The organism is Escherichia sp. GZ89 (assembly GCF_019366485.1).
In the GTDB taxonomy this organism is placed as follows: Bacteria; Pseudomonadota; Gammaproteobacteria; order Enterobacterales; family Enterobacteriaceae; genus Escherichia; species Escherichia fergusonii.
Genome location: NZ_JAEOHX010000002.1, coordinates 311,687 through 333,658, shown reverse-complemented (window position 1 = coordinate 333,658; position 21,972 = coordinate 311,687). Strand labels below are relative to the sequence as shown.

Below are 21,972 nucleotides of genomic sequence, written 5' to 3'. Positions count from 1 at the left end.
GTATTGATAACGGGCGCGAGAACCGCGCCCGAATCAGATCAGTGATTATGACGAGTCAGTCGGTCAAGATAGCCCATCACAAATGCAGAGAGCACAAACGTCAGATGGATAATGACGTACCACATCAGTTTGTTATCAGGGACATTTTTCGCATCCATAAAGACGCGCAGTAAGTGAATGGAAGAGATCGCCACAATCGACGCTGCTACTTTGTTTTTTAGCGACGTTGCGTCCATTTTCCCCAGCCAGTTAAGCTTCTCTTTATTCTCGGAGATATCCAGCTGCGAGACGAAATTCTCATAACCGGAAAACATCACCATCACCAGCAAACCGCCAACCAGCGTCATATCCACCAGCGACAGCAACACGAGGATCAAATCAGATTCCGCCATCGAGAAGATATTCGGTAGTACGTGAATAATCTCCTGGAAGAACTTCAGCGCCAGGGCAACCAACGCCAGCGAAAGGCCAAAGTACACGGGGGCAAGCAGCCAGCGAGAAGCATACATTGCATTTTCAAGAAAACGTTCCATACATTCCTGTCGTGTAGTTAAAACGGGTAACAGTATATCGCAATTGAGTAAACAGCACGCAACAGCAAATAAACATATCCGTTAAACCTTTGTCGCATAAATCCGAGGTTTAGGGATCTTCCTGGTTCCCTTATCAACGCACCGAGAGCGTCTACCCTTAAAGGACGTTGAACCTGAAGGGAGAAAAGCAATGTCTCATTTAAAAGACCCGACCACGCAGTATTACACTGGTGAATACCCCAAACAGAAACAACCGACGCCAGGCATCCAGGCAAAGATGACACCAGTGCCGGATTGCGGCGAGAAAACCTATGTTGGTAGCGGTCGCCTGAAAGATCGTAAAGCACTGGTGACAGGGGGCGATTCCGGAATCGGTCGTGCTGCCGCCATCGCTTACGCGCGTGAAGGCGCTGACGTGGCGATCAGTTATCTTCCTGTGGAAGAAGAAGACGCTCAGGATGTGAAAAAGATCATTGAAGAATGCGGACGCAAAGCCGTCCTGCTGCCGGGCGATTTAAGCGATGAGAAGTTTGCCCGTTCGCTGGTTCACGAAGCGCAGAAGGCGTTAGGCGGGCTGGATATTATGGCGCTGGTCGCCGGGAAACAGGTTGCCATTCCTGATATTGCAGACCTCACCAGCGAACAGTTTCAAAAGACCTTTGCCATTAACGTTTTCGCGCTGTTCTGGCTAACCCAGGAAGCGATCCCCCTGCTGCCGAAAGGCGCCAGTATCATCACCACTTCGTCAATCCAGGCGTACCAGCCAAGCCCGCATTTACTGGACTATGCGGCAACGAAAGCGGCGATTCTGAACTACAGCCGTGGCCTGGCAAAACAGGTCGCGGAGAAAGGTATTCGGGTGAATATTGTCGCGCCAGGCCCTATCTGGACAGCACTGCAAATTTCCGGCGGACAAACGCAGGATAAGATCCCGCAGTTTGGTCAGAAAACGCCAATGAAACGCGCGGGGCAACCGGCAGAACTGGCTCCTGTATATGTTTATCTGGCAAGTCAGGAGTCGAGCTATGTCACCGCAGAAGTGCACGGCGTGTGCGGCGGAGAGCATTTAGGCTAAAAAAATGCCCGGTTGTGAAAAGCAACCGGGCATCATTTTTATTTCGCTTTGGCAGTTTCTTCGCCAACCAGACCTATCTTCAGGTAACCCGCCTGATGCAGCGTGTCCATTACCTTCATCAACATCTCGTAATCGACGGTTTTATCCGCACGGAAAAAGATGGTGGTGTCTTTCTTGCCTTCGGTTAACGCATTCAACGCCGTAATCATTGTTTCATCGGTGACCGGATCGTTACCGATAAACATCGAGTTGTCCGCCTTCACCGACAGATAAACCGGTTTTTCCGGGCGCGGCTGCGGCGTGCTGGTAGAAGCAGGCAAGTTCACCTTCACATCTACCGTCGCTAACGGTGCCGCCACCATAAAGATAATCAGCAAAACCAACATAACGTCGATAAACGGCGTCACGTTGATATCATGCATTTCACCGTTATCGTCGAGATTTTCATTAAAATGCATTGCCATGGCGTATTACCCTACGCGTAATTTCTGTGCAACACGTACCGGATGCGCAGCGGCGCTGGCTTCCAGGTCCAGGTCACGGCTTTGCAGCAACAATACTTGCGCAGCAACATCGCCCAGCATCGCTTTAAAACCAGCAATCTGACGGGCAAAAATGTTATAGATAACCACCGCCGGAATTGCCGCCACCAGACCAATTGCGGTCGCCAGCAGTGCTTCTGCGATACCAGGGGCAACAACGGCCAGGTTGGTTGTCTGACTTTGGGCGATACCGATAAAGCTGTTCATAATGCCCCAGACCGTACCGAACAAACCGACAAACGGTGAAATTGCCCCGATAGTTGCCAGGAAGCCATTACCACGCCCCATATACCGGCCAACAGCGGCAACGCTACGTTCCAGGCGGAAACTGGTACGCTCTTTTATGCCATCGTTATCATCACTACCCGCAGAAAGCTCCAGCTCGTTTTGCGCTTCGTTCAGCAGCTGCAAACTTAAGCTGTATTTACCAAAATCACCGGCGATTTCGCTGGCCTGATCTAATGAGCGAGCGTCAGCCAGCAGTTGCTGTTCACGCTTAAGGCGACGTTTCTGTTTAAAGAACTCCACGCTCTTGGTGAAGAAGATTGCCCAGGTGACTACGGACGCCAAAATAAGCCCAATCATCACGCACTTAACGACAATATCGGCGTGCTGATACATACCCCAGACGGAAAGGTCCGTCTGCATTAAATTATTACCCACTGTGTATCTCCAGGACGCAAATCACAAAATCTGCGCATAATAATATCAAAACGACGTCGAATTGATAGTCGTTCTCATTACTATTTGCATACTGCCGTACCTTTGCTTTCTTTTCCTTGCGTTTACGCAGTAAAAAAGTCACCAGCACGCCATTTGCGAAAATTTTCTGCTTTATGCCAATTCTTCAGGATGCGCGCGGCAACATTCATGCTAGTTTAGACATCCAGACGTATAAAAACAGGAATCCCGACATGGCGGACAAAAAGCTTGATACTCAACTGGTGAATGCAGGACGCAGCAAAAAATATACCCTCGGCGCAGTAAATAGCGTGATTCAGCGCGCTTCTTCGCTGGTCTTTGACAGTGTGGAAGCCAAAAAACACGCGACGCGCAATCGTGCCAATGGCGAGTTGTTCTATGGACGGCGCGGAACGTTAACCCATTTCTCCTTACAAGAAGCGATGTGTGAACTGGAAGGTGGCGCAGGCTGCGTGCTGTTCCCCTGCGGGGCTGCGGCGGTTGCTAATTCTATTCTTGCTTTTGTCGAACAGGGCGATCATGTGTTGATGACCAACACCGCCTATGAACCGAGTCAGGATTTCTGTAGCAAAATCCTCAGCAAACTGGGCGTAACGACATCGTGGTTTGATCCGCTGATTGGCGCAGATATCGTTAAACATGTGCAGCCAAACACTAAAATCGTGTTTCTGGAATCGCCAGGCTCCATCACCATGGAAGTCCACGACGTTCCGGCGATTGTTGCCGCCGTGCGCAGTGTGGTGCCAGATGCCATCATTATGATCGATAACACCTGGGCGGCCGGTGTGCTGTTTAAGGCGCTGGATTTTGGCATCGATGTTTCCATTCAGGCAGCCACCAAATATCTGGTGGGGCATTCAGATGCGATGATTGGTACTGCCGTATGCAATGCCCGTTGCTGGGAGCAGCTGCGGGAGAATGCCTATCTGATGGGGCAGATGGTCGATGCCGATACCGCCTATATAACCAGCCGTGGCCTGCGCACTTTGGGTGTTCGCCTGCGTCAACATCATGAAAGCAGTCTGAAAGTGGCTGAATGGCTGGCAGAGCATCCGCAAGTAGCGCGAGTTAACCACCCTGCTCTGCCTGGCAGTAAAGGCTACGAATTCTGGAAACGAGACTTTACAGGCAGCAGCGGGCTATTTTCCTTTGTGCTTAAGAAAAAACTCAATGATGAAGAGCTGGCGAACTATCTGGATAACTTCAGTTTATTCAGCATGGCCTATTCGTGGGGCGGGTATGAATCGTTGATCCTGGCAAATCAACCGGAACATATCGCCTCCATTCGCCCACAAGGCGAGATCGATTTTAGCGGGACCTTGATTCGCCTGCATATTGGTCTGGAAGATGTCGATGATTTGATTGCCGATCTGGACGCCGGTTTTGCGCGAATTGTGTAACGTTGCCAGTTTTGGACAAATTTGCAGACATTTAATTGTGAAAAGTCTTAAATTGTTGCGCCCGTGATCAAGGCGTCACGGGCGAATCAGGAGTACAATAGGCAGTTAAAGGCTGAAATGCTGTTCCACAGGAAAGTCCATGGCTGTTATTCAAGATATTATCGCTGCGCTCTGGCAACACGATTTTGCGGCACTTGCCGATCCTCATATCGTTAACGTTGTTTACTTTGTCATGTTTGCCACGCTGTTTTTAGAAAACGGCCTGTTACCGGCCTCGTTTTTACCAGGCGATAGCCTGTTGTTACTGGCAGGTGCGCTGATAGCGCAAGGAGTAATGGATTTTATTCCGACTCTGGCGATTTTAACGACGGCTGCAAGTCTGGGTTGTTGGCTGAGCTATATTCAGGGGCGCTGGCTGGGAAATACCAAAACGGTGAAAGGTTGGCTGGCGCAGCTTCCAGACAAATACCACCAACGTGCCACTTGCATGTTTGATCGCCACGGTTTGCTGGCCCTCCTCGCCGGACGGTTTCTCGCGTTTGTTCGTACCTTGTTACCCACCATGGCGGGAATTTCTGGCTTACCCAACAACCGTTTTCAGTTTTTCAACTGGCTGAGTGGTCTGTTATGGGTCACTGTAGTGACCAGCTTTGGCTATGCCCTGAGCATGATCCCGTTTGTAAAACGCCATGAAGATCAGGTCATGACCTTCCTGATGATCCTGCCGATTGCCCTGCTGACTGCGGGTTTGTTAGGCACGCTGTTTGTGGTTATCAAAAAGAAATACTGCAACTCCTGAGTATGTAGCCTGTACCCGACATTTGTGCGGGTACAGGCTAACTCCCTTGTATCGTCCGCATTCTTGCCGCATCTTCTCCCGGCGTCACACCAAAATAGCGTTTAAACTCGCGGCTAAACTGCGAAGCACTTTCATAGCCAACACGCATCGCCGCCGCACTGGCTTTCATCCCGTCGTGAATAATCATCATCCGGGCTTTATGCAGTCGATAACTTTTCAGATATTGCAGCGGCGAAGTACTGGTGACCGACTTAAAATTATGATGAAAGGCCGAGACGCTCATGTTTGCTTCCGCAGCCAACTGCTCAACACTCAGGTTTTCAGTGTATTTATTTTCGATACGCTTAAGGACACGGCTAATCAAACTGAAATGTGTCTGGCGACTCACCAGTGCCAGCAGTGCTCCTCCCCGAGGTCCGGTCAACACGTGATAGAGGATCTCGCGAATAATCTGCTTACCAAGTATTCGGGCATCCAGCGGTCGTTCCATTACATCTAATAAGCGCTCTGCGGCACATAAGATTTCATCAGACAAGGTTGCAGAGTTAATACCACTGGCTGCCATCGCAGGCTGAAACTGCTCGTCTTCACCGATATCCATTAGCAGTTCCTGTAATTGCAGAACATCGACATCCAGGCGAATGCCTGCCAGCGGCACTTCAGGCGTGGCAAAAGTTTCACATTCGAAGGGAAGCGGTACGGTCAACAACAGGTATTCATTGGCGTCGTAACGAAACACGCGCTCATTGATATATCCGATTTTATGACCGGAAAAGAGAAAAATGATACCAGGATCATACATCACAGGTGTGCGCATACCGGGCGTAGTGCCATAAATCAGACGCACGCCAGGCACACTCTCTTTCGGAATATTAACGTTATTTTTCAGTGAATTAATTTTTTCTGTAAGCTGTAAGCAGATCTCTTCCCGGTTCATAGCACATGATTTTCTCGGCATTTTATGACGTTTTGATTGTGCGCAAATTTATTGCATTTCTCCAGCGCTCTGGAGAAATGGGCAAGACATTGGCAGAAATGAGCATTGAGAGGAGTGCCTCTCACTACCACAATGTTCACTATCAGGCAGCGTGATGCCTGCCCTCTTTTTACCCACATAAGGGAGCGAGTAATGAATAATTTTAATCTGCACACCCCAACCCGTATTCTGTTTGGCAAAGGCGCTATCGCGGGTCTTCGCAACCAAATTCCCCAGGGCGCTCGCGTATTAATTACTTACGGCGGCGGTAGTGTGAAGAAAACGGGAGTTCTGGACCAGGTACTGGATGCACTTAAAGGCATGGATGTACTGGAGTTCGGTGGGATCGAACCTAACCCGTCTTATGAAACACTGATGAAAGCCGTTAAGTTGGTACGTGAAGAAAATGTCACCTTCCTGCTGGCCGTAGGCGGTGGTTCAGTTCTTGATGGCACCAAATTTATTGCTGCCGCCGCTCATTACCCTGACGACATTGATCCGTGGCACATTCTGGAAACGGGCGGCAAGGAGATCAAAAGCGCTATTCCGATGGGCAGTGTATTAACCCTGCCAGCTACCGGTTCAGAGTCTAACGCTGGCGCGGTTATCTCGCGGAAAACCACTGGCGACAAACAGGCATTTCACTCCTCTCATGTTCAGCCAGTATTTGCCGTGCTTGATCCGGTTTATACCTACACCCTGCCGCCACGTCAGGTAGCTAACGGCGTGGTTGATGCCTTCGTACATACTGTTGAGCAATACGTGACTTATCCGGTGGATGGCAAAATTCAGGATCGTTTCGCAGAAGGTATTTTGCTGACGCTTATCGAAGAAGGTCCGAAAGCGCTGAAAGAGCCAGAAAATTATGATGTGCGTGCCAATGTGATGTGGGCGGCAACTCAGGCGCTGAATGGGCTGATTGGCGCAGGCGTGCCGCAGGACTGGGCAACACATATGCTGGGCCACGAATTGACAGCAATGCATGGGCTGGATCACGCACAAACTCTGGCGATCGTATTACCGGCTTTGTGGAATGAAAAACGCGATACCAAGCGCGAGAAACTGCTGCAATACGCCGAGCGCGTGTGGAATATCACTGAAGGTAGTGACGACGAACGTATCGATGCTGCCATCGCCGCCACACGTCATTTCTTCGAGCAAATGGGCGTACCAACACACCTTTCCGACTACGGCCTGGACGGTAGCTCTATCCCGGCATTACTGAAAAAACTGGAAGAACATGGCATGACTAAACTGGGTGAACATCATGATATTACGCTTGATGTTAGCCGTCGCATTTACGAGGCCGCCCGGTAAGGTTTTTCTGCCTTTGACTTTCGTTTTTGGGCATATCGTCCAGACTTAAGTCACACCACCTCGCCGAAGTCCGCTTCGGCGAGTTCACTCTAAGGAGGAACGCATGGCTAATCCAACCGTTATCAAGCTACGGGACGGTAATGTAATGCCACAACTGGGCCTGGGTGTCTGGAAGGCGAGCAACGAGGAAGTCATTACGGCTATTCATAAAGCGCTGGAAGTGGGCTATCGATCAATCGATACCGCGACTGCGTATAAAAATGAAGAAGGCGTCGGCAAAGCACTTAAAAGTGCCGGTATCCCCAGAGAATCTCTCTTTATTACCACCAAGTTGTGGAATGACGATCAGAAGCGTCCACGTGAAGCACTACTGGAAAGTCTGGAAAAACTGCAACTGGATTACCTCGATCTCTGGCTGATGCACTGGCCTGTACCCGCTATCGATCATTATGTTGAAGCCTGGAAGGGGATGATCGACTTGCAAAAAGAGGGGCTGATCAAAAGTATCGGCGTCTGCAATTTCCAGATCAACCACCTGCAACGACTGATCGACGAAACCGGTGTAACTCCTGTCATTAATCAGATCGAACTCCATCCATTAATGCAGCAACGTCAGCTGCACGCCTGGAATGCCACTCACCAAATTCAAACTGAATCATGGAGCCCATTAGCCCAGGGCGGTGAAGGTGTATTTGATCAGAAAATTATTCGCGATCTGGCCGATAAATATGGCAAGACGCCGGCGCAAATTGTTATTCGCTGGCATCTGGATAATGGCCTTGTCGTTATTCCCAAATCGGTTACGCCTTCACGTATCGCGGAAAACTTTAATGTCTGGGATTTCCGTCTCGATAAAGACGAATTAGGTGAAATTGCCAAACTCGATAAGGGCAAACGCCTCGGTCCAGATCCGGACAATTTTGGCGGTTAATTCCTCTCCACGCCCGGTATTCCTGCCGGGCTTTACTTTCGAAATATTAAGAAACAATTAGCTCCTGAACGTCAGTGTATTTTTTCCGAACACACGTGCAGCATTACCGGCAAATAACCAGATAATTACTCACGGTTATTATATTTAATGAATTTATATTCATATTAATTATAGGTACTGACTGTGGCGGAAAAAAATCCTCAGGGCGTCAAATGGCTCCCATTAATTATTATTGTTCTTATTTCTGGAGGATTGTGGCAAATTTCCCCGCCTTCCGGCCTTAGCGCACCGGCCTGGCATTCCGCCATTATTTTTGTCGCAACCATTGCATCGATTGTGGCAAAAGTTCTCCCCATCGGCGCTGTAGGCATTATCGGTATTACCGTCTTTGCTCTTGCCTATGCTGCAGGCGATACCACTCCCAGCAAAGCTATTGCTACCGCTCTGAGCGAATTAAACAGTTCGCTTATCTGGCTGATTGTCGTGGCATTTATGATTGCCAGAGGCTTTATTAAAACCGGATTAGGGCGGCGTATCGCGTTACAAATGATCCGTTTGTTAGGCAAACGAACGCTGGGGCTGGCGTATGGTCTGGCATTTGCCGACCTGATTCTCTCCCCTGCTATGCCCAGCAATACTGCACGCTGTGGTGGTGTCATTTACCCTATTGCCGATTCGCTGGCTCGCAGCTTCGACTCACGCCCGGATGATGAATCGCGCAGTAAAATTGGCACCTTCCTGGTCACCTGTATTGGTAACGTCAACGATGTCACCGCGGCGCTGTTTATGACTGGTTACACTGGCAACCTGTTGGCGGTAAAACTGGCAGCAAATGCCGGAGTAACGTTAACCTGGGGAAGCTGGTTTATGGCGGCGCTACTGCCATGTGTGGTTTCGTTGTTGATCGTCCCGCTTTTGGTTTACTGGCTGACGCGCCCTGAGATAAAACATACCCCAGATGCTCCTGATATCGCTCGTAAAGAGTTGGCGCAAATGGGTGGGATGTCGCGTGGTGAGTGGCTGATGTTGGCAACGGTTGGCGTCCTGCTGGTGTTGTGGATTTTTGGCGATGTACTGAAAGTTGATGCTACTACCGCGTCGTTTGTTGGCCTGTCAATTTTACTACTGAGTGGCGTTCTCAGTTGGGAAGATGTCAAAAGCGAAAAAGGCGCATGGGATACTTTAATCTGGTTTGCCGCGCTGTTGATGATGGCCAACCAATTGAAAAAACTCGGTTTCACCACCTGGTTTGGTAACCTGATAGGTGACACAATTGGCAGTGCAATGGGGGGCACCAGTTGGGTCGTGATTTTATTACTACTCAATGCGGCATATTTCTATACCCATTATTTCTTCGCCAGCGGTAACGCGCAGATTGCCGCACTGTATGCAGTCTTCCTCGGTGTAGGGCTACATCTTAATATTCCGGCGGCCCCCATGGCACTGATGCTGGCATTTACCAGCAGCCTTTATTGCTCATTGACGCAATACACCCATGCCCGGGGTCCGATTCTGTTTGGTGCAGGGTATGTACCAACAGGTGTATGGTGGCGTACCGGCTTTGTTATTAGTTTATTTAACCAGGCGGTGTTTATTACGGTCGGCCTGGCCTGGTGGAAAATGTTAGGTTTGTATTAAGTCTATTTATGGCAAATTAAACCGTTTTTTCTATCTGTGGAGAAAACAGTTTTAAACCGTATTTAATACTGCAATAAATAGATTCATCAAAAAAATGGATTATGAGGGAACAATAAATGAAAAAGATTTTCACTATAGGATCGATACTATTACTCAGCAGCCTGCTTAGTGGCTGTGTCAATGAAGCGAAAGTTAATCAACTTGCCACCAATGTTCAACTGCTAAATACCAAAATCACCAGGCTTGAGCAGGATATTAAAGCGTTACGCCCGCAAATCTACGCGGCAAAATCTGAAGCCAACCGAGCAAATACCCGTCTTGATGCCCAGGACTATTTCGATTGCTTGCGCTGCTTGCGTATGTATTCAGACTACTAAAAAACTAAATTTGTATTCCCGGTAACATTTCTGCTACCGGGAATAGTTAATTAACGACCTGTCGCTACTTTAGGGCGTTTCTTCGCACCAGCATTCACCGGACGAGACTGCGTAGACGACGCTTTCTTTGCCGTAGCTGGCGTCTGACGCTGGGTCGCCATCGGCGTATGTTTAGTCAACGCCGGACGGGTATTGCGGTTCTGGCGACGCGCTTCACGCATCTCTTCAATGGTTGGCGCAGGCACTAAACAATCACGACGGCTGCCAATCAGATGCTTTTTACCCATCGCTTCCAGCGCCTGGCGAATTAACGGCCAGTTTGCCGGATCGTGGTAACGCAGCAACGCTTTATGCAAACGACGCTGCTTGTCACCCTTCGGCACGAAGACGTCTTCACTCTTATAACCGATCTTCGCCAGCGGGTTTTTCCCGGTGTAATACATGGTGGTTGAGTTAGCCAACGGCGACGGGTAGAAGTTCTGTACCTGGTCGAGACGGAAGCGATGTTTTTTCAGCCACAGCGCCAGATTCACCATATCTTCATCACGCGTACCGGGGTGTGCCGAGATGAAATACGGGATCAGATATTGCTCTTTACCTGCCTGTTTCGAGTAGGTATCGAACAGCTCTTTAAAGCGGTCATAGCTGCCCATGCCCGGCTTCATCATCTTCGACAACGGCCCTTCTTCGGTATGTTCCGGGGCAATCTTCAGATAACCGCCAACGTGATGAGTCGCCAGCTCTTTGATATAGCGCGGATCTTCTACGGCGATGTCATAACGCACACCAGAGGCAATCAAGATCTTTTTAATGCCTTTCAGATCACGCGCACGGCGATAGAGGTTGATCGTCGGTTCATGGTTAGTGTCCATATGCGGACAAATATCCGGGTAAACGCACGACAAACGGCGGCAAGTCTGCTCGGCACGCGGCGATTTGCAGCGCAACATATACATGTTGGCAGTTGGGCCGCCGAGATCGGAAATCACGCCCGTAAAGCCCGGTACGGTGTCGCGGATCGCTTCAATCTCGTTGATGATCGAATCTTCCGAACGGCTCTGAATGATGCGCCCTTCATGCTCGGTAATAGAACAGAAAGAACAGCCGCCAAAGCAGCCACGCATAATGTTGACCGAGAAACGAATCATTTCGTAAGCCGGAATTCGGGCATTACCGTAAGCCGGATGCGGCACGCGCTTGTACGGCAGCGCAAAGACGCTGTCCATCTCTTCGGTAGAAAGCGGGATGGCAGGCGGGTTGATCCATACATAGCGGTCGCCATGTTTTTGCATTAGCGCACGCGCGCAGCCGGGGTTGGTTTCGTGGTGCAGAATACGTGAAGCATGAGCGTACAGGACTTTATCGCCCTTCACTTTCTCGAAAGAAGGCAGCAATACGTAAGTTTTTTCCCACGGTTTCGGGCGCGGTGGCTGCACGGTTACGGCTTTCGCTTCCTGCTTTTTCGGGGCCACTGGTTTGTTATCCGCGCACGGCAAATCTTCGCCATACGGATGCGGGATTGGGTCGATTTTCCCAGGGGTATCAAGACGGGTAGAATCCACGCCGCTCCAGCCAGGCAGCGCCTCTTTCACGATAATCGCGGTATTACGCACATCACGGATTTCACTAATCGGCTCGCCCATCGCCAGACGATGCGCCACTTCCACCAGCGGACGCTCACCGTTACCGAACATCAGCATGTCGGCCTTAGAATCCACCAGCACTGAACGGCGTACGGTATCGGACCAGTAATCATAATGTGCGGTACGACGCAAACTAGCCTCAATACCGCCGAGGATCACCGGCACATCTTTCCACGCCTCTTTACAACGCTGGGTATAAACCAGTGTGGCGCGATCCGGTCGCTTACCCGCGACGTTATCCGGCGTGTAGGCATCGTCATGACGTAAACGGCGATCGGCAGTATAGCGGTTGATCATCGAGTCCATGTTGCCTGCGGTAACACCGAAAAACAGATTCGGTTTACCCAGACGCATGAAATCGTCTTTGCTGCTCCAGTCTGGCTGGGCGATGATCCCGACACGAAAGCCCTGCGCTTCCAGCATACGACCGCAAATCGCCATCCCGAAGCTTGGGTGATCAACATATGCATCACCTGTTACCAAAATGATGTCGCAGCTATCCCAGCCAAGTTGATCCATCTCTTCACGTGACATCGGCAAAAACGGTGCCGGTCCAAAACAGGCGGCCCAGTACTGCGGCCAGGAGAACAGATCGCGATCCGGTTGGATCAAGGAGATAGAGCTCATTTTGCTTCCAGAAATGGTAAAAAAATAATCAAAGGCCGGGGATTATACGCTGTATCGCGCGCGGAAATGAAGTGGTGTTGATGAAAGGTTACGAAATACCCTGGTGAGCGTTTTTCACAGCTCAGCCATAGCAAACACATTTAAGGCTAGCGGTATCGTGGCAACTGCCGCTACTATTTATGCCGATCAGCAACGCTCAAGTCATGTTGCACGATGATCGGCTATCCGAGGACACCCACAGTAAGGCTAGGTATGGAACAGGTTATTACAAAGCGCCGCTATTACGATATTGGTCTACAGATTGAGGAGTTGCTGTATTCAGGCGTATTTAAAGCCGGAGAGCGCCTACCTTCAGAACGTGAACTGAGCGAGCGGTTTAATACCAGCCGAACTACCATTCGTGAAGCCATCATTATGCTGGAACTGAAAGGCGTGCTGAATGTGAAGCAAGGGTCAGGGATCTTCTTTGTTGATTCCACCGATAAGCTCAATCAGAAATCATTGATGCCTTATTCAGAAATTGGCCCGTTTGAACTGTTACAGGCACGTCAGGTAATTGAGAGCAATATTACCGGTTTTGCTGCCAGCCAGATCAGCTTTAACGAGTTACAAGAGTTGAAGAAAATCATTGGATTACAGGAAAAGGCTATCGCTGCGGAAAGCGATAAATTTGAAGAACTGGATCATCGTTTTCATAGCATTATTGCCGAAGCAACGCAAAATCGGGTACTCATCAAACAAGCCGCTGAATTATGGCGGGCGGTACGTACAGAAAACCCCCGCTGGAAGAAACTTAACTACAAGTACCTGCATGAAAAGCATTTGCGTCTGCAATGGCTGGAAGATCACCGGGCTATTTTCCTGGCTCTGCAACAGAAAGATTCAGAGCTCGCCAGGGAAGCGTCCTGGAGACATCTGGAAAACAGCAAAAATGAACTGATCAAAATCTTCAAACAAGACGCTTCCATCAGCGATTTTGATGACTTTTTCTTCGCTCGTTAACCTTCATTAGTCCAGAGCTGGCGTGAAAAATGACGCTGGCTCTGCGTTGCACCCTCCACTGGTACACGCTCTCTTCTCAATTGGTCTAATAAATCGATTATCATCAGATATCTTAGATTAGCGGCAATTATCCCAAAAACTGACCTCTAAAAAACTTTCCTTTCATTTTATTCATATAACTCATTGATACAGATATAAATAATGCCTTGTTGTTCTGTTTCGTACTTTTGCCTTTCTCTGCAAGCGTGATGCATCTCTCTGTCTTTGGTCTAGTGAATTATGTAAATTGGTCTATACACACCAGCTACCAGGAGTAAGAGCATAATGTCAGGGAACGAAAGTATCGCTGTCGCCCACTATGATCAGGTAACCACCTGGCCTCGGGACGAGTTACAGGCAGATATTGTCCATATTGGTTTTGGCGCTTTTCATCGCGGACACCAGGCTGTCTACATGGATCTCACTAATCAGCTTTCGGACACCCGCTGGGGGATCTTTGAGATCAACCTTTTTGGTGATGCTCAACTGATTGAAAACTTAAATGCGCAAAATGGGCTGTTTTCGGTTGTGGAAACATCTGCATCGCAATCTACCTCACGCCTTGTGCGTTCGGTGACTGGCGGTATTCACACCCCCGTGGATGGCATTACCGCAGCAATTCAGAAATTGACTGAACCTCAGGTAACAATCGTTTCATTAACCATCACCGAGAAAGGCTATTGTCTCGATTCGCAAACGCGATCACTTGATCTCACCAATGGATTAATCAAACACGATCTACAAAACCCGGATGCGCCTCAGTCGGCTATTGGCTTGATCGTCTGTGCTTTGCAACAACGTAAAGCGGCAGGACTCGCCGCTTTTAGCGTGCTCTCCTGTGACAACTTGCCAGACAATGGGCATCTGACGCGAAATGCCGTTCTCGGTTTTGCCCGACAACTGGACCAGCCCCTGGCTCAGTGGATCGAAGAAAATGTCTCATTTCCAGGCACGATGGTAGATCGTATTGTTCCGGCAATGACCGAATCGCAATTCGCCTTACTGGAAACTAAAACCGGTTATGCCGATCCCTGCGGGATTGTCTGCGAATCATTTCGCCAGTGGGTGATTGAAGATAATTTTGTGCATGGGCGACCGGAATGGGATAAAGCAGGCGCGATGTTTGTCAGCAATGTTCAGCCTTATGAAGAAATGAAGTTACGCATGTTAAACGGTAGCCATTCATTTCTGGCCTATAACGGCTCACTGGCTGGCTATGAATTTATCTGGCAATGCATGGAAGACGCTGATTTTCGTTCCATTACCCGCCAGCTGATGATTAATGAACAAGCCCGAACACTTAATCCAGACTTAAATATCGACGCCCAGGAATACGCCGACCTGTTAATTGAACGCTTTAGCAACCGTAATGTTGCACACCGTACCGGGCAAATTGCTATGGATGGTTCGCAAAAGCTTCCCCAGCGAGCGCTGACTCCCTGGCTGAAATTGCATCAGCAAAAACAAAACAATGCTGTTCTGTCACTGCTCGTGGCTGGTTGGTTGCATTATGTCATTGAAGCTGTTGAGAAAAGCCAGTCTGTCGCTGATCCAATGAATGAACAATTTCAGGCGCTAATAAAGGAACAACAAGACGCATGGCAACAGGCGCTCGCATTACTGCACCTTAGCGCCATATTTGGTGATTTAAGCAACCATCAGCCATTTATAAATGAAATAAAAATCGCATTTGCGAATATAAAAAACAAAGGCATCAAGGCCACCATCAGCCAATTATTATCGGATGAGCAGAAATGAAAACATTAATTTGTCAGCAGCCTGGCGTTATGGAATATGTGGAAAAGGATATTCCCACATCAGCAGATAATGAAGTGCTGTTAAAAATCAAAGCTGTGGGTATTTGTGGTACTGATATTCACGCTTTTGCCGGCAGACAGCCTTTTTTTAGCTACCCACGTGTATTAGGTCATGAAATATGCGCCGAAGCGGTTTCGCGAGGCAGTCAGTGCCAAACAGCACAGCCAGGCCAGCGCTATTCCGTCATCCCATGCATTCCATGTGGCGAGTGCGCAGCCTGTCGGGAAGAGAAAACGAACTGCTGCGAACGTGTTTCGCTGTATGGCGTGCATCAGGATGGGGGTTTTAGTGAATACCTTGCGGTACGTGAAGACAACCTTGTGCCGCTCCCTGACGAGGTAAGCGACAGCGCCGGAGCATTGGTTGAATGTTTCGCCATTGGTGCACATGCCGTTCGTCGGGCTGAGATCAAGGCTGAACAAAACGTACTGGTGATTGGCGCCGGGCCAATCGGTCTGGCTACCGCAGCCATCGCCAGGGCTAAAGGGGCGCATGTTGTTGTTGCTGATATTGATTGTCAACGTCGCCAGCACGTTGTGGATCATCTGGCTATTAATGCCTTCGATCCCACACAGGAAGATTTTATTGTCGCGCTTCGTGAGGCCTTTGGAGGTGAACTGGCTTGCGTAGTACTGGATGCGACGGGAAATAAAGCTTCAATGAGTCAGGATGTAAATCTTATTCGTCATGGCGGCAAAATTGTTTTCATCGGTTTGTATATTGGTGAACTCGTTATTGACGATCCGACCTTCCATAAAAAAGAGACAACTTTACTCAGCAGCCGCAATGCCACACGGGAAGATTTTGCGTTGGTGATTGAACTGATGCGCAGCAATAAAATTCACGAAAATTTAATGAAAAACCAGGAGTTCGATTTCTTTAGTGTTGGCGAAGATTACCAACGTAACGTTGTAGAAAATAAAAATATGGTCAAGGGTGTGATCACTTTTTAAGGGAACAAATATGACAACTGTTTATGTCAGTGAAGATAATTTAAAATCACTGGTGCACCACAAATTACATACCGCCGGGCTGGATCCTGACACTGCACAACAGGTGACAGATGTTTTAGTACATGCCGATATTACAGGTGTGCATTCACATGGAGTTATGCGTGTTGAACATTATTGCACCCGCCTTGCTGCCGGAGGGTTAAATAAAGCCCCGCAGTTTAGCATTGAGCAAATTTCACCGTCAGTGGCAATTCTCGACTCTGACGACGGAATGGGGCATTCGGCATTAATTAGCGCCACTGAGCACGCTATTAAACTGGCCCAGGAAGAGGGTCTCGGTTTTGTTAGCGTTAAAAATACGTCTCACTGTGGCGCGTTATCTTATTTTGCAGAGATGGTCACCAACAAAGGGTTGGTTGCTATCGTAATGACGCAAACCGATACCTGCGTGGCTCCCCATGGCGGCGCCGAGCGCTTTTTGGGTACTAACCCCATCGCCTTTGGTTTCCCGGTGGAAAACAGCCATCCGATGATTGTTGATATGGCGACCAGTGCCACGGCTTTCGGCAAAATACTTCATGCAAAGGAAACCGGAAAACATATTGGTGAAGGGCTGGCGATAGATAAAGACGGTTATGGCACCACTGATCCGCATAAGATTGAAAACCTGCTACCTTTCGGCCAACACAAAGGTTCAGGCATTGCGCTGGCTATTGATGCACTGACTGGCGTGCTGATGAATGCGAATTTTGGTAACCATATTGTTCGCATGTATGGTGATTATGACAAGATGCGTAAGCTGGCAAGTTTGGTTATTGCCATCGATCCGAAAAAGCTCGGCAATCCTGTTTTTGCAAAAACCATGGCGCAAATGGTCACGGAACTGCATGCCATTAAACCAGTTCCCGGTGTCGAAAAAGTGTTAGCACCGAACGATCCGCAAATGCACTACAAAGAAAAATGCCAGCAGGAAGGTATTCCGGTTCCGGCAGGAATATTCCATTATCTGGCAGAGAATTAATTACTACTTTTTATTATAACGATAGAAAAGCGCTGTATTTATCGTTTCTGTTATATTAACCAGGAGCAGGATATGAAAGCACTTCGTCCTCTGACGGCATCGCTTATGTTGTTAACCAGTTGTTTATTAATTTCCAATACCACACTGGCGAAAACAACATTAAAACTGAGTCATAATCAGGGTAAAAGCCATGCTGTCCATAAAGCATTAAGCTATTTAGCGGATAAAACCAAAGAGTATTCTAATGGTGAATTAGTTATTCGCATTTACCCAAATGCGACATTAGGTAATGAGCGTGAATCACTGGAGTTAATGAATTCTGGTGCATTACAGATGGTAAAAGTTAATGCCGCATCACTGGAGTCTTTTGCCCCGGATTACAGCCTTTTCAGTCTGCCGTTCTTATTCCGCGACCGTGATCACTATTATCGTGTTCTGCAAAGTGATTTAGGTAAAAAAATACTTAAGTCATCAGAGAGCAAAGGTTTTGTTGGTATTACGTATTATGACGGCGGTGCGAGAAGTTTTTACGCCAATAAACCGATTACAAAACCTGAAGATTTAGCAGGAATGAAAATCAGGGTTCAACAAAGCCCCAGTGCTATTGCAATGATGAAAGCACTTGGTGGTGTCGCCACTCCTATGGCACAGGGCGAACTCTACACCGCACTTCAGCAAGGTGTGGTTGATGGCGGAGAAAACAGTACCGTAGTTTATTCCGATATGCGTCACGCCGAAGTCGCAAAAATCTATTCACGTGATGAACACACCATGGTACCTGATGTGTTAATTATCAGCACCAATGTGTTGAATAAACTTGGTGATAAAGAGCGCACGGCATTATTAAAAGCAGCCGATGAGTCCATGATGCAGATGAAGGACGTCATCTGGCCTGCGGCTGAAAAAGAAGCCTACGACAAAATGAAAGGGATGAACGCAACAGTTGTTGATGTTGATAAATCCGCTTTCAAAGAACGCGTCAAACCGTTATACGATGAATTCAAGGCGAAAGATGCACAATCCGCCAAAAACCTTGAGCAAGTAGAAAGTATGTAACCCTAATGGGCAGGTAATTCCTGCCCTTTCATGGAAAACTTATGCGAACACTCACTCATATTCTTAATAAGATCCTTGCCGGATGTTGCTGCATTATTCTCGCCATTATGGTGTTCTGCGTAACCTGGCAAGTTATTGCACGTTTTATTTTTAACGCTCCCAGCACTGTGCTGGATGAGTTCACCCAGATTTTATTTATGTGGATGATTTTACTTGGCGGTGTATATACAGCGGGGTTAAAAAAACATCTGGCCATTGATTTGTTGGCTCAAAAACTTCCGGCTGCATCAGTTCTGACGCTTGACAGTTTTATCCAAATTATTATTACGACCTTTGCGGTTATTTTCATGATCTATGGTGGGAATATTGTTGTTGAAAAAGCACAACATGTTGGACAAATCTCTCCAGTATTAAAATGGCCGATGGACAAAGTTTATTGGGTTATGCCTGTCAGTGGACTGATTCTGGTCTGGTATTCAGTAATGAATATTATTGACAACTATCGCAAACGGAATTATCATTAACGAGGGAAGTATGGACTTTGAATATTTCTACCCCGTCTTAATTTTATTTGGCAGTTTTGCCGTCATGCTGGCAATAGGTGTGCCCATCACTTTTGCTATTGGCCTTTCTTCACTGTTATCAATTATTACTGCATTACCACCTGATGCCGCCATTTCTGTGATTTCGCAAAAGATGACAGTGGGACTGGACGGCTTTACGCTATTAGCCATTCCCTTCTTCGTATTAGCCGGAAACATTATGAATACCGGTGGCATCGCCCGACGACTGGTTAACCTGGCACAAGCATTAGTTGGGCGTCTTCCTGGCTCACTGGCTCATTGTAATATCCTCGCGAATACATTGTTTGGTGCGATTTCAGGTTCAGCCGTTGCGTCAGCCGCAGCGGTAGGTGGGATTATGTCACCTCTGCAGGAAAAAGAGGGCTATGATCCGGCGTTCTCTGCGGCGGTTAATATTGCCTCTGCACCTATTGGCCTGATGATCCCACCGAGCAATGTGTTGATTGTCTATTCCCTCGCCAGTGGAGGTACTTCTGTTGCAGCATTGTTCTTAGCCGGATATCTGCCAGGCATTCTCACCGCTGCTGCTTTAATGTTTGTGGCTGCACTTTATGCACGACGGAACCATTATCCAGTAGCCGAACGCATCAATTTTCGTCAGTTTTTACACGTATTCCGCGAATCAATTCCCAGCCTGATGCTTATTTTTATCATTATTGGCGGTATTATCGCAGGAGTATTCACGCCCACGGAAGCATCGGCAATTGCGGTAATTTATAGTTTAGTCCTGGCAATGATATACCGTGAAATCACCATCAAGAAACTCAATGACATCCTGTTAGACTCCGTAGTAACCAGTTCAATTGTTTTGTTGCTGGTAGGCTGTTCAATGGGGATGTCATGGGCCATGACGAATGCTGATGTTCCTGAGTTGATCAACGAACTGATTACCAGCGTTTCGGATAACAAATGGGTCATTCTTCTTATTATTAATATCATTCTGTTGATTGTCGGTACCTTTATGGATATCACACCGGCGATCCTGATATTTACGCCTATTTTCCTGCCGATCGCTCAGCATCTGGGGATAGATCCCATCCACTTCGGCATTATTATGGTTTTCAATTTAACTATTGGCCTTTGCACTCCCCCTGTCGGCACCATTCTGTTTGTGGGTTGCAGCATTGGTAAGGTCAGTATCGACAGGGCAATTAAACCATTAATGCCGATGTTTCTGGCGTTGTTTGTGGTAATGGCAATAATTTGTTATTTCCCACAACTTAGTCTGATGTTGCCAGGATTATTTTCAACTTGAGAGCAATGTTGAGTGTTCAAAGTGGGCCGGGTGTATTGCCTGGCCTACCTTGATTATTGTGTTGCTCAGGTTCTATGACTCATTGGCCATTACATGCAGCCAATTAACTACATCAGTTCTAATTAAAGAAGTATTGCCAGCATGAAGAATACTTATCCATTTCAATTTATGGCTGATATTAAAGCAGCCGACATCCTTGTCCGATAAATCTTATTAAGGCGCGGGATTCACCAACAGCTGCCCGATCGAACCTCGATCGGCCATCTCCAGCGTTTGGCTATTAAAGTAGAACGGGAAATGCGCCCAGGAAGGCTGCCCATAATAGACCAACAGTTCCACCTGGCCGTCTACCCAGACGGTATCTTTCCAGCCGCGATCTTCCGGGAACGGCATGGCGCCGTTAACGTTGCGGATTAAGAATGAAACCCCTTCAATATGGAATGCCTGCGGCATATCGGCGCGAACTGTCCAACGCTCCCATGAACCTTGCTGAGCAGTGATATCAATGCGATTAACATCCCACAGCTGACCGTTGATACCCGGATCATCACCAAGACTGATATCACGACTACGAATTGGTGCACCTGTGAGGATCCCGGTCGGTAACAGGCGCATCGGTAAGGTGTCAGTCACCAGCGGTAACAAGCCCGTCGGACGCAGCGTTAACACCAGCGTAGAAACCAGAATGCTTGAAGGCTCGAAGAAACCACGAATACGGTCCACGATACTTGCTGCTTCACCACAGGTAATCGACACCTCTTCACCATTGGTCATATCCACCAGGATTTCGCGACGCTCACCAGGTGCCAGCGAGAGCTGCTTCACCGAAACCGGGGCAGGGAGAAATCCCTGGTCGCCGGAAATTACATGCAAGTTACGTCCATCGCTCATCTGCAACTGATAGCGACGTGAGTTGGATGCATTCAGTAAACGCAGACGTACCCAGCCACGTGATACTTCAACGTACGGGCTTTGTACGCCATTGACCAGCAAGGTATCGCCAACAAATCCACCACTTCCAGGCTCGCTATACTCCGGCGAACCAAAGTTATCCAGCCGTTTATCCTGGATAATCACCGGGAAGTCATCGACACCATAATGATTAGGAATCGGCAGCGATTTACTGACTTCATCTTCTACCAACCACATTCCAGCAAGACCGTTATAGACCTGCTGCGCGGTACGGTTAGGTGTGTTGGCGTGATACCACAACGTTGCGGCGCTCTGACGAATCGGTAGTACTGGCGCCCAATCTGCGTTTGGCGACATCATGCGCGCCGGGCCGCCCATCAGTGGCCCCGGCACCTGTAACCCGGCAATGGTCATGGAGACATTTTCCGCCAGGCGGTTGCTGTAAATCAGTTTAACGTCGTCGCCTTTCCAGACACGAATAGTCGGCCCAAGATAGCGACCATTAATCCCCCAAACGGCCGCGCGAGTTCCTTGCATAAAGGACCAGTGCGTGCGTTGTAGAGTCAAGAAAAGTGGCTGTCCACGGCGGGATTCCAGCAACGGAGGCACAGGTAATGGCTGTTGCTGCCCGGCAGCATTTGCCCTCAGCGGAACCGCCCCTGCACAGAGTGCGATCCCCGATGCCTGAATGAACTGACGCCGACTGAGTGACATATAAGCTCCATGTGAAACTGGCTAAAGTAACAGCAGAAAATCTTTTCCTGCAAAAACA

At 48.4% G+C, this 21,972-nt stretch carries 19 protein-coding genes and 1 pseudogene; 14 read left to right on the top strand and 6 right to left on the bottom strand.

Going from position 1 to position 21,972, the window contains the following annotated elements; genetic code table 11:
* Window positions 1-38: 38 nt before the first annotated feature.
* Window positions 39-533, bottom strand: coding sequence for a TIGR00645 family protein (locus K0335_RS05920; RefSeq protein ID WP_000439331.1), 495 nt, complete (start codon window positions 531-533; stop codon window positions 39-41).
* A gap of 190 nt (window positions 534-723) precedes the next feature.
* On the opposite strand from K0335_RS05920, the gene yghA reads away from it, so the two are divergent.
* The gene (yghA, locus tag K0335_RS05915; protein WP_000018772.1) at window positions 724-1,608 is read left to right on the top strand and encodes an NADP(+)-dependent aldehyde reductase; all 885 of its coding nucleotides are present in this window, start codon (window positions 724-726) and stop codon (window positions 1,606-1,608) included.
* Between the two features lie 38 nt (window positions 1,609-1,646).
* On the opposite strand, the gene exbD is transcribed toward yghA, so the two are convergent.
* Together exbD and exbB are read right to left on the bottom strand one after the other, a co-directional pair.
* Window positions 1,647-2,072, bottom strand: coding sequence for a TonB system transport protein ExbD (gene exbD / locus K0335_RS05910; protein WP_001240704.1), 426 nt, complete (start codon window positions 2,070-2,072; stop codon window positions 1,647-1,649).
* Window positions 2,073-2,078: 6 nt separating this feature from the next.
* Window positions 2,079-2,813, bottom strand: coding sequence for a tol-pal system-associated acyl-CoA thioesterase (gene exbB, locus K0335_RS05905; protein WP_000527865.1), 735 nt, complete (start codon window positions 2,811-2,813; stop codon window positions 2,079-2,081).
* Window positions 2,814-3,064: 251 nt separating this feature from the next.
* On the opposite strand from exbB, the gene metC reads away from it, so the two are divergent.
* Both metC and yghB read left to right on the top strand, forming a co-directional pair.
* The gene (metC, locus tag K0335_RS05900; RefSeq protein ID WP_104920279.1) at window positions 3,065-4,252 is read left to right on the top strand and encodes a cystathionine beta-lyase; all 1,188 of its coding nucleotides are present in this window, start codon (window positions 3,065-3,067) and stop codon (window positions 4,250-4,252) included.
* 139 nt (window positions 4,253-4,391) lie between these two features.
* Window positions 4,392-5,051 carry a DedA family general envelope maintenance protein YghB gene (gene yghB / locus K0335_RS05895; protein WP_000268411.1) on the top strand — a complete coding sequence of 220 codons (660 nt, stop codon included), beginning with the start codon at window positions 4,392-4,394 and terminating at the stop codon, window positions 5,049-5,051.
* A 37-nt stretch (window positions 5,052-5,088) separates the two neighbouring features.
* On the opposite strand, the gene K0335_RS05890 is transcribed toward yghB, so the two are convergent.
* Window positions 5,089-5,988, bottom strand: coding sequence for an AraC family transcriptional regulator (locus tag K0335_RS05890; protein ID WP_141095969.1), 900 nt, complete (start codon window positions 5,986-5,988; stop codon window positions 5,089-5,091).
* Window positions 5,989-6,180: 192 nt separating this feature from the next.
* Here K0335_RS05890 and yqhD point away from each other — a divergent pair, with 192 nt between their 5' ends.
* The 4 genes and pseudogenes from yqhD to yqhH all read left to right on the top strand — a co-directional run bounded on the left by yqhD (window position 6,181) and on the right by yqhH (window position 10,290).
* Window positions 6,181-7,344 (top strand): alcohol dehydrogenase, encoded by a 1,164-nt coding sequence (gene yqhD, locus K0335_RS05885; RefSeq protein WP_001058836.1) that lies wholly within the window; start codon window positions 6,181-6,183, stop codon window positions 7,342-7,344.
* 103 nt (window positions 7,345-7,447) lie between these two features.
* A complete protein-coding gene (gene dkgA / locus K0335_RS05880) occupies window positions 7,448-8,275 on the top strand; it encodes a 2,5-didehydrogluconate reductase DkgA (protein WP_000013171.1) in 828 nt (275 codons plus the stop codon).
* Window positions 8,276-8,430: 155 nt separating this feature from the next.
* Window positions 8,431-9,913, top strand: a pseudogene (locus K0335_RS05875) (DASS family sodium-coupled anion symporter).
* A gap of 116 nt (window positions 9,914-10,029) precedes the next feature.
* Window positions 10,030-10,290, top strand: coding sequence for a lipoprotein YqhH (gene yqhH / locus K0335_RS05870; protein WP_000719318.1), 261 nt, complete (start codon window positions 10,030-10,032; stop codon window positions 10,288-10,290).
* A gap of 50 nt (window positions 10,291-10,340) precedes the next feature.
* Here yqhH and K0335_RS05865 read toward each other — a convergent pair whose 3' ends face one another.
* Window positions 10,341-12,560: a YgiQ family radical SAM protein gene (locus K0335_RS05865; protein WP_000095188.1), complete on the bottom strand. Its 2,220-nt coding sequence runs from the start codon at window positions 12,558-12,560 to the stop codon at window positions 10,341-10,343.
* 252 nt (window positions 12,561-12,812) lie between these two features.
* On the opposite strand from K0335_RS05865, the gene K0335_RS05860 reads away from it, so the two are divergent.
* The 7 genes from K0335_RS05860 to K0335_RS05830 all read left to right on the top strand — a co-directional run bounded on the left by K0335_RS05860 (window position 12,813) and on the right by K0335_RS05830 (window position 20,288).
* Window positions 12,813-13,562, top strand: a complete 750-nt coding sequence (locus K0335_RS05860; protein ID WP_000438651.1) for an FCD domain-containing protein — start codon at window positions 12,813-12,815, stop codon at window positions 13,560-13,562.
* Between the two features lie 324 nt (window positions 13,563-13,886).
* On the top strand, window positions 13,887-15,359 hold the full coding sequence (locus tag K0335_RS05855; protein ID WP_000016333.1) for a mannitol dehydrogenase family protein: 1,473 nt from the start codon (window positions 13,887-13,889) through the stop codon (window positions 15,357-15,359).
* Window positions 15,356-16,372: a zinc-binding alcohol dehydrogenase family protein gene (locus tag K0335_RS05850; RefSeq protein WP_000853934.1), complete on the top strand. Its 1,017-nt coding sequence runs from the start codon at window positions 15,356-15,358 to the stop codon at window positions 16,370-16,372. Before K0335_RS05855 ends, K0335_RS05850 begins: the two co-directional genes overlap by 4 nt.
* Before the next feature lie 10 nt (window positions 16,373-16,382).
* Window positions 16,383-17,393, top strand: a complete 1,011-nt coding sequence (locus tag K0335_RS05845; protein WP_000214529.1) for an Ldh family oxidoreductase — start codon at window positions 16,383-16,385, stop codon at window positions 17,391-17,393.
* 72 nt (window positions 17,394-17,465) lie between these two features.
* Complete coding sequence (locus tag K0335_RS05840; protein ID WP_219393766.1) at window positions 17,466-18,449, top strand: TRAP transporter substrate-binding protein; 984 nt, start codon at window positions 17,466-17,468, stop codon at window positions 18,447-18,449.
* A gap of 41 nt (window positions 18,450-18,490) precedes the next feature.
* A complete protein-coding gene (locus tag K0335_RS05835) occupies window positions 18,491-18,973 on the top strand; it encodes a TRAP transporter small permease (protein ID WP_219393765.1) in 483 nt (160 codons plus the stop codon).
* Window positions 18,974-18,983: 10 nt separating this feature from the next.
* Window positions 18,984-20,288, top strand: a complete 1,305-nt coding sequence (locus K0335_RS05830; protein WP_104920277.1) for a TRAP transporter large permease — start codon at window positions 18,984-18,986, stop codon at window positions 20,286-20,288.
* A gap of 213 nt (window positions 20,289-20,501) precedes the next feature.
* Here K0335_RS05830 and ftsP read toward each other — a convergent pair whose 3' ends face one another.
* Complete coding sequence (gene ftsP / locus K0335_RS05825) at window positions 20,502-21,914, bottom strand: cell division protein FtsP (RefSeq protein WP_000059407.1); 1,413 nt, start codon at window positions 21,912-21,914, stop codon at window positions 20,502-20,504.
* Window positions 21,915-21,972: the final 58 nt, after the last annotated feature.

Excerpts from the sequence above, each read along its gene's own strand:
- yghB (WP_000268411.1), top strand. The coding sequence starts at position 4,392 with ATGGCTGTTATTCAAGATATTATCGCTGCGCTCTGGCAACACGATTTT.
- K0335_RS05835 (WP_219393765.1), top strand. The coding sequence starts at position 18,491 with ATGCGAACACTCACTCATATTCTTAATAAGATCCTTGCCGGATGTTGC.
- K0335_RS05840 (WP_219393766.1), top strand. The coding sequence starts at position 17,466 with ATGAAAGCACTTCGTCCTCTGACGGCATCGCTTATGTTGTTAACCAGT.
- yqhD (WP_001058836.1), top strand. The coding sequence starts at position 6,181 with ATGAATAATTTTAATCTGCACACCCCAACCCGTATTCTGTTTGGCAAA.
- K0335_RS05920 (WP_000439331.1), bottom strand. The coding sequence starts at position 533 with ATGGAACGTTTTCTTGAAAATGCAATGTATGCTTCTCGCTGGCTGCTT.
- K0335_RS05830 (WP_104920277.1), top strand. The coding sequence starts at position 18,984 with ATGGACTTTGAATATTTCTACCCCGTCTTAATTTTATTTGGCAGTTTT.
- K0335_RS05865 (WP_000095188.1), bottom strand. The coding sequence starts at position 12,560 with ATGAGCTCTATCTCCTTGATCCAACCGGATCGCGATCTGTTCTCCTGG.
- K0335_RS05855 (WP_000016333.1), top strand. The coding sequence starts at position 13,887 with ATGTCAGGGAACGAAAGTATCGCTGTCGCCCACTATGATCAGGTAACC.
- K0335_RS05845 (WP_000214529.1), top strand. The coding sequence starts at position 16,383 with ATGACAACTGTTTATGTCAGTGAAGATAATTTAAAATCACTGGTGCAC.
- dkgA (WP_000013171.1), top strand. The coding sequence starts at position 7,448 with ATGGCTAATCCAACCGTTATCAAGCTACGGGACGGTAATGTAATGCCA.
- yqhH (WP_000719318.1), top strand. The coding sequence starts at position 10,030 with ATGAAAAAGATTTTCACTATAGGATCGATACTATTACTCAGCAGCCTG.
- yghA (WP_000018772.1), top strand. The coding sequence starts at position 724 with ATGTCTCATTTAAAAGACCCGACCACGCAGTATTACACTGGTGAATAC.
- K0335_RS05860 (WP_000438651.1), top strand. The coding sequence starts at position 12,813 with ATGGAACAGGTTATTACAAAGCGCCGCTATTACGATATTGGTCTACAG.
- metC (WP_104920279.1), top strand. The coding sequence starts at position 3,065 with ATGGCGGACAAAAAGCTTGATACTCAACTGGTGAATGCAGGACGCAGC.
- K0335_RS05890 (WP_141095969.1), bottom strand. The coding sequence starts at position 5,988 with ATGAACCGGGAAGAGATCTGCTTACAGCTTACAGAAAAAATTAATTCA.
- K0335_RS05850 (WP_000853934.1), top strand. The coding sequence starts at position 15,356 with ATGAAAACATTAATTTGTCAGCAGCCTGGCGTTATGGAATATGTGGAA.
- ftsP (WP_000059407.1), bottom strand. The coding sequence starts at position 21,914 with ATGTCACTCAGTCGGCGTCAGTTCATTCAGGCATCGGGGATCGCACTC.
- exbD (WP_001240704.1), bottom strand. The coding sequence starts at position 2,072 with ATGGCAATGCATTTTAATGAAAATCTCGACGATAACGGTGAAATGCAT.